This window comes from Emticicia sp., assembly GCF_049241225.1.
GTDB lineage: Bacteria > Bacteroidota > Bacteroidia > Cytophagales > Spirosomataceae > Emticicia.
Window position 1 is genome coordinate 9235 of the sequence record NZ_JBMLRC010000390.1, and the last position, 11271, is coordinate 20505.

General features: G+C 37.3%; 14 protein-coding genes. 10 read left to right on the forward strand and 4 right to left on the reverse strand.

The window, feature by feature from the left end:
• The first annotated feature begins 27 nt into the window (after positions 1 to 27).
• Complete coding sequence (locus ACOVO2_RS20305) at positions 28 to 498, forward strand: response regulator transcription factor (RefSeq protein ID WP_421771733.1); 471 nt, start codon at positions 28 to 30, stop codon at positions 496 to 498.
• Between the two features lie 122 nt (positions 499 to 620).
• A complete protein-coding gene (locus tag ACOVO2_RS20310; protein WP_421771734.1) occupies positions 621 to 1133 on the forward strand; it encodes a DUF4199 domain-containing protein in 513 nt (170 codons plus the stop codon).
• 42 nt (positions 1134 to 1175) lie between these two features.
• On the opposite strand, the gene ACOVO2_RS20315 is transcribed toward ACOVO2_RS20310, so the two are convergent.
• Positions 1176 to 2147, reverse strand: a complete 972-nt coding sequence (locus ACOVO2_RS20315) for a formylglycine-generating enzyme family protein (RefSeq protein WP_421771735.1) — start codon at positions 2145 to 2147, stop codon at positions 1176 to 1178.
• A 395-nt stretch (positions 2148 to 2542) separates the two neighbouring features.
• Between ACOVO2_RS20315 and ACOVO2_RS20320 the strand changes: the two genes are divergently transcribed.
• From ACOVO2_RS20320 to ACOVO2_RS20335, 4 genes are all read left to right on the forward strand, one after another.
• Positions 2543 to 3133 carry a Crp/Fnr family transcriptional regulator gene (locus ACOVO2_RS20320; RefSeq protein ID WP_421771736.1) on the forward strand — a complete coding sequence of 197 codons (591 nt, stop codon included), beginning with the start codon at positions 2543 to 2545 and terminating at the stop codon, positions 3131 to 3133.
• A gap of 87 nt (positions 3134 to 3220) precedes the next feature.
• Complete coding sequence (locus ACOVO2_RS20325; RefSeq protein WP_421771737.1) at positions 3221 to 3643, forward strand: DUF2141 domain-containing protein; 423 nt, start codon at positions 3221 to 3223, stop codon at positions 3641 to 3643.
• A gap of 1 nt (position 3644) precedes the next feature.
• Complete coding sequence (locus tag ACOVO2_RS20330; RefSeq protein ID WP_421771738.1) at positions 3645 to 4079, forward strand: ABA4-like family protein; 435 nt, start codon at positions 3645 to 3647, stop codon at positions 4077 to 4079.
• Complete coding sequence (locus ACOVO2_RS20335) at positions 4063 to 4848, forward strand: hypothetical protein (protein WP_421771739.1); 786 nt, start codon at positions 4063 to 4065, stop codon at positions 4846 to 4848. Before ACOVO2_RS20330 ends, ACOVO2_RS20335 begins: the two co-directional genes overlap by 17 nt.
• A gap of 103 nt (positions 4849 to 4951) precedes the next feature.
• Here ACOVO2_RS20335 and ACOVO2_RS20340 read toward each other — a convergent pair whose 3' ends face one another.
• Entirely contained in the window at positions 4952 to 5560 is a 609-nt protein-coding gene (locus ACOVO2_RS20340) for a DUF4136 domain-containing protein (protein WP_421771740.1), read from the reverse strand.
• Between the two features lie 191 nt (positions 5561 to 5751).
• Between ACOVO2_RS20340 and ACOVO2_RS20345 the strand changes: the two genes are divergently transcribed.
• Positions 5752 to 6390, forward strand: a complete 639-nt coding sequence (locus tag ACOVO2_RS20345) for a murein L,D-transpeptidase catalytic domain family protein (protein WP_421771741.1) — start codon at positions 5752 to 5754, stop codon at positions 6388 to 6390.
• Between the two features lie 34 nt (positions 6391 to 6424).
• A complete protein-coding gene (locus tag ACOVO2_RS20350) occupies positions 6425 to 8074 on the forward strand; it encodes a L,D-transpeptidase family protein (protein ID WP_421771742.1) in 1650 nt (549 codons plus the stop codon).
• Between the two features lie 62 nt (positions 8075 to 8136).
• Here ACOVO2_RS20350 and ACOVO2_RS20355 read toward each other — a convergent pair whose 3' ends face one another.
• Positions 8137 to 8508 carry a hypothetical protein gene (locus ACOVO2_RS20355; RefSeq protein ID WP_421771743.1) on the reverse strand — a complete coding sequence of 124 codons (372 nt, stop codon included), beginning with the start codon at positions 8506 to 8508 and terminating at the stop codon, positions 8137 to 8139.
• Positions 8509 to 8942: 434 nt separating this feature from the next.
• Here ACOVO2_RS20355 and ACOVO2_RS20360 point away from each other — a divergent pair, with 434 nt between their 5' ends.
• Positions 8943 to 9497: a hypothetical protein gene (locus ACOVO2_RS20360; protein ID WP_421771744.1), complete on the forward strand. Its 555-nt coding sequence runs from the start codon at positions 8943 to 8945 to the stop codon at positions 9495 to 9497.
• Positions 9498 to 9512: 15 nt separating this feature from the next.
• On the forward strand, positions 9513 to 10481 hold the full coding sequence (locus tag ACOVO2_RS20365) for a hypothetical protein (protein WP_421771745.1): 969 nt from the start codon (positions 9513 to 9515) through the stop codon (positions 10479 to 10481).
• A 53-nt stretch (positions 10482 to 10534) separates the two neighbouring features.
• Here the strand turns inward: ACOVO2_RS20365 and alr are convergent.
• Positions 10535 to 11271 (reverse strand): alanine racemase (gene alr, locus ACOVO2_RS20370; RefSeq protein WP_421771746.1); only part of this gene is annotated, 737 nt, incomplete at its 5' end.

Genomic DNA, 11271 nt, shown 5'->3' on the forward strand with positions numbered 1-11271 from the left:
TTTGTGCCATTTCTTTTTTAACCAAAAATGATTTTGAATTTTATCAATAAAAATAGAGATACGATTCTTTACGGAATTTCGTTGGCCTTTCTGCTTTTCTTTCTAAAATGGATTGAACTACGATTCGTTATCATTAATCATACATTCGAGATTTACGTTGGTCTTATTGCTCTCCTTTTTACTGGTTTAGGAGTCTGGCTTGCACTAAAATTGACAAAACCCAAAGTAGAAACTCAAATTATTGAAAAAGAAATTGTTACGAAAACTACCGAGTTTATCATCAACGAAGAAGTAATGAATGAGCTTGGAATAAGCAAGCGTGAACTCGAAGTTTTGCAACTAATGGCCGATGGACTAAGCAACCAAGAAATTGCCGAAAGGCTTTTTGTTTCGCTTAATACTATCAAAACTCACACCTCTAAAGTATTTGAAAAAATGGACGTAAAACGCCGTACGCAAGCTATTGAAAAGGCCAAAAGATTGAGTTTGATTGCATAATTGGCTTAGTACTTTAGTATGAAAAAGCTATTCTGCGTAAAAATCACTCAAAAGTATGAGTCAAAAACATACTAAAATTCTCAGATTTGTGGCCTAAACCAAATCAAACAATATCAAACAACATGAAAAAAATCATACTTACCAATGGCCTCATTTCGGGGCTTATCGTTTCGGTTTTTCTGCTTTGTTCAATGGCTTACTGCTATGCTTACAACAATTTCAATGGCAGTATGGTGGTGGGTTATTCTGCCATGATTTTAGCATTTTCGCTTGTATTTGTGGGCGTGAAGAATTTTAGAGATAAAGAAAATGCTGGAGTAATTACGTTTGGTAAAGCATTCCAAATCGGCTTTTTGATTGCTCTTATTGCTTCAACGATGTATGTAGTTACGTGGTTGGTTGACTATTATTTTTTCATTCCTGATTTCATGGAAAAGTTTTGCACTCAGGCAATCGAAACTGCTAAGGCAAATGGAGCAAGTAACGCAGAAATTAAGGCACAAACTGCCGAAATGGAAACGTACAAAGAAATGTACAAAAAACCATTGGGCGTAATATTCTTGACTTATATGGAAATTCTGCCAGTAGGTTTGGTGGTTTCGTTAATCAGTGCTTTGATTTTGAAACGACAATAAAATAAGAGGTGGCACGCCAAGCGTGCCACCACTTGAAATCTATCAAGGAATATCTTTTGGAGGGCGAGCAAAATAAGCTTCAATTTCTTCTTTTGAAGGCTGTTTTACTGGTCTCACTACTCTAAAACCTAAAAATGGTGCATCGGTCAACCACCAATCAGATTTCGGAATTTGGGGGTCACGTTGTTTCAATTCGGGTGTTGAAGTTCGGCGAGATGCACTACGGAGTTTATCAGCATCATCGTCCCAATGCCCGCCACGAATCACGTGCGGATAATGATTCGATGGTTTGATATAAGGATTATTTGCCGCCTCTGGCTTGCTATAAAAATCAGCTACATAAAGGTCAGAAGTCCACTCGGCCACATTTCCGTACATATCATAAAGCCCCCAAGCGTTGGGTTTTAGTTGGCCAGATTTCTTGTAAGCTCCATCAGAATTTTCAAAATACCACGCATATTCTTTCATTTTTGAGGCATCATCTCCAAAATAAAACGTTGTCGTTGAGCCAGCACGAGCGGCATATTCCCACTCAGCTTCAGTTGGCAACCTATAAAAATGTCCCGTTTTTGCATACAGCCATTTACAAAATGAGCGAGCAGCAAACTGCGTTACGTTACAAACCGGAAAACCACTTTCTTTGCCTTGTCCAAACGACATTTCGACGTAAGGCTGCGTTGGGCGTGCCACTGTGCTTACACGAGTAGCTACTTCAGCCGTGTTTTTTTCGTCTTTTACTTCCAATTCTTTATTGAAATACGCTTCGTACATTTCCCACGAAGTTTCGTATTTGGCCATCCAAAAAGCATCAATTTTCACTTTATGTTGTGGGCCTTCGTCGGGTTTGCGGTCTTTTTCAGACTCGGGGCTTCCCATCATAAATTCGCCTGCAGGAATTGGCTGCATATCTAAGCCATGTTGCAGGCCAGGAATATGCTCAGTGTAAGGTTTAAAGTCTTCGCTGCGAAAAGCTACGCAAGCAAAGAAAAGAAGAGAGATTGTGAGTTTTTTCAAGGTTGAATAAGTTTTTTTACAAATATAGTCCAAGAATAGGCTAAGATTAAAATGATTTCGTAGAAATTTCCAGTGATTTGATTAGGTTAAACGCATCAAAAATGAGCATAATACTGCTTCTCTTCCCTGCAAAGGCATCATGCTGCGTAAGTAAATTTACCTTCACAAAAACACGTTAAAGATAAATCTGATTTAAAAATCATCACTATTTCGCCACTATTTAGCCTTTTCAGGGCTTAATGCGGTTGCTATTTTCTGTTTTCCAAGGGCGTTGCCCTTAATTTAATCTACTAAAAGCCTTTCAGGCTTGGATTTTAATGCGTTTAAGCTGTCATTGGATAAATCAAGAATCACAAAGTTTTTTTGTATCTTTATTAAAAATTTATGTCCCAAAATTGGAAACACCCATCAGCATCTATCTGGAATCTTACAAGCAAATTTGTAATCAAATCACTGATGAAGAACTTGCCTACATTAGTAAAGGACTGACCGTTTCAGAGTTTAAAACTAAGCAATATTACCTGAAAGCAGGGCAAATTCAAACCGCCATTGGCTATGTGGTAAGTGGACTCATGCGGTCGTTTTATATTGATGATAAAGGCAATGAAATTACGATTTCGTTCGCCAAAGAAAAAGAATATGTTACAGATTATGGAGCTTTTGTGAGGCAAAAGCCCAGCAAATACTATTTTCAGTGCCTCGAACCATGCGTGGTTGTGAATTTACCCTATTCTGAAATGCAAGATGGGTATAATGAATTTAAAAATATCGAGCGTTACGGTCGATTAGTTACCGAAGAAGTTTTGGTGCTTCAGCAAACCCGCTTGGAGAGTTTTTTATTTGAAAAAGCCGAAGAGCGTTACCTCAATTTTATCAAGCGAAGTCCAGAGCTTTTCAATCGTATTTCGCTCACTTATCTTTCATCTTATCTTGGCATCGAACGCCAATCACTCAGCCGAATACGAAAAATGCTTAGTCGAAAATAAATTTTCTGATTTTTTGTAACAAATGTGACAGCTAAAAGAGTTTTAGATTTCAGTATTTTGCACAAGAAACATCAAACAATCAAAATTATGAAATCAATTCTTTTGTTCACATCACTCCTTTTCTTTGGTTTTGCAGAAGGTCAAGCACAAACTTTCAACCTAAAAATTCCTAACGTAAAAAACACGGGTATTATCAGAATTGCTTTTTATAAGAAGGAAAACAAATTTGCTGACGAAAAAGACGTGGCCTTTACGAAAGAAGTAAAACCAACCAAAACCGGTGAAGTCACCTTCACTTTTACTGGAATTCCAGCGGGCGAATATGCTTTAGCCCTTTACCAAGATTCAAACGGTAATAAAAAACTGGATACTAATATGGTAGGCTATCCGAAAGAACCTTTTGCCTTTTCGCAAAATATTAAGCCAAAATTTTCGGCCCCAACTTATGAGGAATGCAAAATTGTTTTCAATGCCAACAATACAACATTTTCAATCAAACTAATCGACTAACATGAACGCTTCTTCAATTTTTCAATTTGGTAATTCTTTTATCATCTTTGGTTGGCTATTGCTAATAATTGCCCCAAACTGGAAACACACGCAGCGTATCATCTTGAATGGTTTTATTCTCCTGTTTGCGGTCATTTATACTTTTTTGATTCTAAAAGATATTGGCGATTTTAAAGCCGATAGTTTTAATTCACTTGCCAGTGTAAAAGCATTATTTCAGAATGATAATGCCGTAGCAGCAGGTTGGTTTCACTACTTAGCTTTCGATTTATTTGTGGGAGCATACATTGTCCGAAAGGCAAAAGAACTACAGATTTCTCGTTGGTGGGCTACGCTCGCACTACCTTTTACATTCATGTTTGGGCCTATGGGCTACCTGATTTTTTTCATCATAAAAACCATCAAATCTGTATCTAAAAATGACGCTCATTCATGAAATATATCGAAGGAATAAATTACTTGCCAGCTTAGGAACAGTCAATCTAATTGCGGCTACCCTTCTTTTTTTTTACTCTTTTTTTAATAAAGAAGTAGTTTTGGGCATCAATTCGATGATAAAACCCATAAAATTTGCCCTCAGTATCTGGATTTACGCTTGGACAATGGCCTTACTTTTATTCTATGTTAATGACCAAAGTAAGGTAAAAAAGTATGCGTGGGTGGCCATAATAGCTATGGGATTTGAGCAGTTTGCTATTATTTCGCAAGCATTCAGAGGGCAGCTTTCTCACTTCAATAATTCAAGCATTTATGGTGGAATTTTGTATGCTTTAATGGGTATTTTCATTGTAGTCTTAACCGTTCAAACCTTACGAATTGCCATTACTTTTATTCGCCAAAAAACCTATACGATTTCCGCACCATTGGTTTTGAGTATTCAAATTGGCTTGATTTACTTCGTAATCTTTAGCTTTTTTGGTGGCTATATCAGCGGCGTAAACGGGCATACGGTCGGGGCAAATGATGGTGGACAAGGCCTGCCACTCATCAATTGGAGTACAATGTTTGGCGATTTACGAGTAGCTCACTTCTTTGGTATTCACGCCCTTCAAATCATTCCGATTTTTGGGTACTGGGTTTCAGAAAAATATGAGTCTGCCACCGCTACTAAAGCTATTTGGGTGTTTTCGGTCATTTATTTGGCGTATGTGTGCTTCACAATGATTCAGGCTTTGATGGGAATGCCGTTTTTTAGAGTTTCTTAAATATAAAAACATAGAACGCTGATGATTATGATTTTTATGATAAAAAATGATTTGATGCTTGAAAACATCATAAAGTATCATAATAATCTTAAAAATCTGCGTTCTATTTTCTTGGCAAACCAGAAATCACATTTTCTAAATCAGTCTTTTGTTTGGTAGTGTTTTCTGCTTTTTGAGAAGGAAATTTCTTTAAAATCCGTTTTACTTTCTTCCTAAAAATTTCGGTAGCATAAGCAGGATTGTCTATGATTTCGCCCGCAGTTCCACGCCAAACTAATTGCCCTGTTTGAGCGTCTACAATATCAATGATTAGGGTTCCGTCATCATAGTTCACAATTTCGGGGCTTTCGCAGTAAGTACGTTGGCTCAAATCGGGCAAATATCGTTCGCCTCTATAAAACCCAGCTCCACACACCAAATTCTGAAATTTTTGTTCTTCTACATAAATATGAAAATCAACTAAAAATTCGGGTGTGGCAATATTTCTACGAAAACCTTTTTTGGCTAAGTTTTTATCAATTTCTCGTACAAGTATTTGGTTCAACTCAACCGAACTATAAAGTGGATGAGATGCCTTGGTAGATTCGAGTTTATTCCAGCCATAAGTTCGGTATTGCTCGATAGCAATGTTTGGCTCTCGTTCGATGTGCAGGTTTCGGGTACAGCTAAAGCTCAATACGGCTAAAAATATTACAACTACGATTCGTTTCATGTCTTTCTGATTTTTCACAAAACTACCCTCAATCTATTCATTATTATATGCCAAACTGCACATAAAAGTATGATAACAATCAGTATTTGGTACTTTATACAAAAAGTATATTCTTAGAAAAATCTTATTTACTGCAATATTTTCTTGCTAAATGGTGTTTATAAAAGTATGGTCTATAAACTATAATTAATATGTTTACGAGTTTTCATTTTCTATACTTCTTGCTTAATCTTTGTGTAGCCAAGCCACAAGAAAATACAGTTTCAAAACCCCAAATTGCTTGCGAAACTGATACGATTCGCCAGTTATACAATGAGTGTAGCTTGACTGGAAAAGTAAAATTTGAAGCATTTAAAGAGTCTGTTAAAGGCTTTGAAAAGTTTCGTCCCTCTAAACCAATCATAACAATTGTGGATTTTTCTCTACCATCGAGCGTGGAACGACTTTTTGTGATTGATATTTCGCAGAAAAAATTGTTAATTTCATCTTTAGTAGCTCATGGTCAGAAATCAGGCGAAAATATAGCTCGTTCGTTCTCTAATAAAATGGAATCGCACCAAAGTAGTTTGGGTTTTTATATGGTCGGAAGTCCGATTAAAAGTCCGAAACATGGAGATGCTCTTTTGTTGGAAGGCTTGCAAAAAGGCCTTAATGATAATGCCCGTCGTCGAGAAATTATTATTCATGGTGCTGCTTACGTTAGTCAATCATTTATTCATCAATTTGGTAGGCTTGGTCGCAGTCATGGGTGTCCAGCCGTGCCAAACGAACTAATCCCGCAGGTAGTTCCTGTACTCGCTAATGGCAGTTTACTCTATATACACGCTTAGAAAGTCAGTCTTTTTTCGAGGTATTTCCTCGCTTATGATTGCATTGTTTTTAATCAATGCCCTTACAGGCTGCAAAGACAAATCTAAAAAGAAAGTAGTTTTGGCCGATGAAAGTGTCTATTCGAACGAAAACTTCACTGATTTGAAGGTTGATAGCCTCGAAATCTCCAATTTCTTCAAAACTTATACCAGCACAGATTCGATAAAAAATGAGGTTTCGGCATTTTATTCCCGCCGAAATTTTCAGTTTGCGTGGCTAAATAAAAATGGGCTATCGCACGCCGCACCCGACTTTTATAGTCAACTTCAAAATTATAGCAATGATTTTGCCGATAGCACCCTCAATAGTGATGTTTTAGATAGTTTATTGGCCGATGCTCAATACAACGAAAAAGAGTTTTTGAAGCACAAAGACCGCATGCATAATCTGGAACTGTTGCTCACAACTACCTTCTTTAAGTTTGCTCACCGAGCCTACGGCGGCACGACCAAAGACCCCATTGACCTTGAGTGGTTTATCCCTCGCAAGAAGAAAAACTACCAAACTCTGCTTGATTCGCTGGTATCAAGCAAGCAAGCCGATAGAGTACAAGAGCCTGTTAATCAGTATTATATCGCACTCAAAGAGAAACTTCGTCAGTACCGAGAGATTCAGAAAAAAGGTGGTTTCCCGAAAATCATTACTTCTAAAAAAGTGCTTGCTTTGGGCGATAGAGATTCTTCGGTCTTGAATCTAAAAAACTATTTTCTGATTACAGGCGACTGGAAAGAAAAAGATACAACGATGCTCTTTACCGATTCGCTGGCCAGTGCCGTGAAGCGTTTTCAGAAACGTATGGGCTTGACCGAAAACGGGAAAGTCAGTACCGCAACTTTGGCAGCTTTGAATGTGCCAATCGAAGCTCGAATCAGACAGATGATGATAAACATGGAACGCCTCCGCTGGGCTCCTGTTGAGTTAGAAAATGATTACTTGCTGGTAAATATCCCTGAATTTAGGCTACATGTTTTTGAAAACAAAAAACTGGCTTGGGATATGAATGTGGTGGTTGGAAAAGAAGCCTCAAAGACGAGTATTTTCAGAGGCGATTTGTCGATGGTTGTACTGAACCCTTACTGGAATATTCCTACGAGTATTATTCGTAATGAAATCATGCCCAAACTTCAAAGAGGCACTTCATACCTGAGCAGAAATAATATGGAGGTGTTGTCGGGAAATAAAGTAATAGACCCTTCGAGCGTCAACTGGTCGAAATATGCCAAAAGTATTCCACCATTTAATTTCCGACAAAAACCTGGCAATAAAAACTCATTGGGCAAAATGAAGTTTTTGTTCCCGAATAGCTATAGCATTTATTTGCACGATACCCCATCGAAAGGCTTGTTCAATGAATCGGCTCGTGCGTTTAGTCATGGTTGTATCAGGCTTGCCGAACCTCGAAAACTGGCTCTGTATTTACTCCGAAACAATGCAAATTGGAGCAGCGAAAAAGTAGATAAAGTACTCGAAACCGACAAAGAAAACATCATTAAAGTCAAGCCGACGGTTCCTGTTTATATTGTCTATTTTACGACTTGGGTGAGTAGTTCGGGTCAGCTAAATTTCAGAAAAGACATTTATGATTTAGATGAGAAATTATCAGAAGAAATCTTCGGGCAGTCGGGCAGTACGAAACCTCTGTAACTGCTTCATAATCAAACAAAAAGAGTAGCTTTCAAGGCTACTCTTTTTGTTTTTTGTCTATTTTATTCGGCAACAATCAGTGTTGAATCTGCTTTGTTCATTTTTTTATAACGTACATCACGACCGTTTCTTGTCAAAAGGTTTTTTTGCTTATAGTTTGAGTGGCTATCATTGTTATTGACGGCAACTACAACCGTTTTAGACTGTGTTTCGGCAGTGCCTTGTGCCTTATAATTACGGTGATTAGCCAACGGATTTGTCGAGTAATCGTTATTTAACTGCACTTGAGCAGGAGCCGTAGCCGTTTGTTTACGTCCCAAAAGCTGATTTTGCTGCTTATAATTAGCCGAATTTGGAGCTTTCGTTTGTGCGAAGCTCGTGGTAGTTATCGCCAAAGCCGATAACACCACCAAGGCGTTAAATTTATTTTTCATTTTTTTTCGAATAATTTTTGTTCAGTGCCCTCTTGTAAAGACATTTCAAAATTATAATCGAAATTAATACAAAACAAAAAACTTAGGAGATTTTTAAGTATAAATACTCAATTCTAATTTCGTTCTAATCTCGTTTGGCTTTCTTCTCACGCTTCTCTTCTTTTTTCTCTTTGGCTGTTTTTAAAGGCTCTTTTTTTACAGCTTTCTTCGCATCTTGGCTTTTTGCCATACATTTGGTGGAGTTTAGGGATGGTATTCTAAAATCGGGTAAATGTAGTGTTTATTATTTTCAAAAAGCGGTTTTCTCGAATAAAATAAAAACAGTTTTACTATTTAATTGATTATCAAAACAATGAAGTTTTTTGATGCAATAAGAATATTGTTTTATTTTTGTATAGCTGTTAATTCATTAAACATTAAACACACACTTAATTGTGCTAAAAAAAACTACACTAATTAGCTTAATTTTACTTCTATCAACAACTATTTACGCACAAGATAAGGTTTCGTTTGGGGCTTCATTGATGTACAACTTCCCACTAAATACCATTGGCGTGGGCATACGTTCACAAATTCCAGTCACCAACCGAATCACGCTTACGCCTGATGTAAAATACGCTCCCAAATTCAATCAAATACATGAACTTTACGCTGGGCTGAACGTACATCTTTTATTAATTACTTCTACCAAAAATATATCTTATCAAAGAAGTAGAGTTGAGCCACAAAAACCAAATCTGTATATAACCGCAGGAGCCGAATATAATCAGTGGTTCAATTATATCAATAGTATCAATAGCCAAGCCAAAGAGAAGAATATACTACCCAAAATAGGTCTCGGAACTTCGTTTGGCTCACACATTACAAGATTTTTTGCCGAAATAAAATATAATTTCCTCTGGGACGAAGCCTATACCGAAGCAGGTTTATTGATTTACCCAGGTTTTATAAAATTAAAAAAGAAAAATAGCTGTCCAGTTATCCACTAATCGACCTACTTCATTATGAAATCACACTTATTTTTGAAGATAGCCATACTCGGAATCTTTGTAATTTCGATGTATTCATGCTCAAAAGACCGCCTTATTCCTGTGGAGGTTGAAGCTGTAACCGAAGAAGTAAACCCTTTTAAAGATAAAGTTTTTGAAAATACCCGAAATCTGCCTATACTTGAAAAACTTGCCAGTAAAGCCGAAAAAATTAGAGTGAATAATAGTAATGAGCTACCAATTATCACCAAAAAAGGCACAAAAATATGGCTTTACGAATGGAATGTGCGAAATCAGCAAAACGGTGCGGTTACATACCCTTTCGACATTGAAATTATTGAATTATATACCCTGAAAGACATGCTTCTGCACCAAAAACCAACGGTTTCTTTCGATAGAATGTTGGTTACTGGAGGAGCAATTTATTTGAATGTGAGTAAAAACGGAGCAAACCTTAATATAAACTCTCGAAATCCACCAATTATTTCGGTTCCTGCCAAGAACCCTGATGAAAATATGTGGTTGTTTTATGGAGCGATGGATAATCAAGATAATTTCACTTGGGCAGAAGCACCGAGAGATACAATAAGAAATGATACAATCAGGAAAGTCCAACCAATATTTGCAGGAAGAGGCACTTATGAATTATTCCCTCAACGTTTTGGCTGGATTAACTGTGATAAGTTTTATAATTACACAGGAGAAAAAACCAATGTGAATTTTGTCTCGCCCAAATTAGGTTTGGAAAACATAATAATATTTATGCTTTTTCCTAACATCAATTCAGTTATTCGGGTGTTCAATGGTAAATCACTTGAAGTACCTGTCGGTGAAGAAGTAAAAATTGTGGCATTGGCACAAACCAAAGAGGGTGAGATATTTGCTTATTTTAAGGATATAAAAGTTGAAAAACAACAGACAGTTGAAATTGATTTAAAGGCTTATACTGAAAAAGACGTTTTGTCGGCTTTAGACAAACTCTAAATATATCAGAAACAAAATTGGCACACTTTATTGAGGTGTGCCAATTTTGTTTATTATTCTTTATAAAAAACTCGCTTCACTCGCTCGCTTACGCCGGTCAGGATTTCGTACGAAATTGTGCCAATCGAAGCAGCTAAATCTTTGATAGATAAATCTTTACCGAAAATTATTACTTCATCACCTTCATTGCAATCAGCTTCGCTTACATCAATCATTGTCATGTCCATACACACATTACCTACAACTGGACAAGCCACGCCATTGACCAAAACTTTACCTACGCCTTTACTAAACCCACGGTCGAAACCATCGGCGTAACCAATGGCAATGGTGGCTATTTTGGAGTCTTTTTCTAACACGCCCTTTCGGCTGTAACCAACGGTTTCACCAGCTTTTAGGTATTTTATCTGAGAAATTACCGTTTTCAATGTCCCGACGGTCTGTAATTCTTTCTGCTCAGTGCCTGTTACTTCCACGCCATATAAGCCGATGCCGAGGCGAACCATATCAAACTTTGCCTCTGGGAAACGAATAATTCCTGCCGAATTACAGATGTGTCGCAATGGTTTTTGGCCATCTAAAGCATCAATGATTTGTTTCGACATTTGCTCAAATCGTTCGATTTGAGTTTTCGAGAACGCATTGTGTTCGCTCTCGTCAGCCCCAACCAAATGACTAAAAATGGAAGCAACTTTAATTTTCGGGTTTTGCTTCAATAGCTCAATTAGTTGTTCAACGTCTTGTGCTTCAAAACCCAAACGGTGCATTCCTGTATCGAGTTTGAGATGAA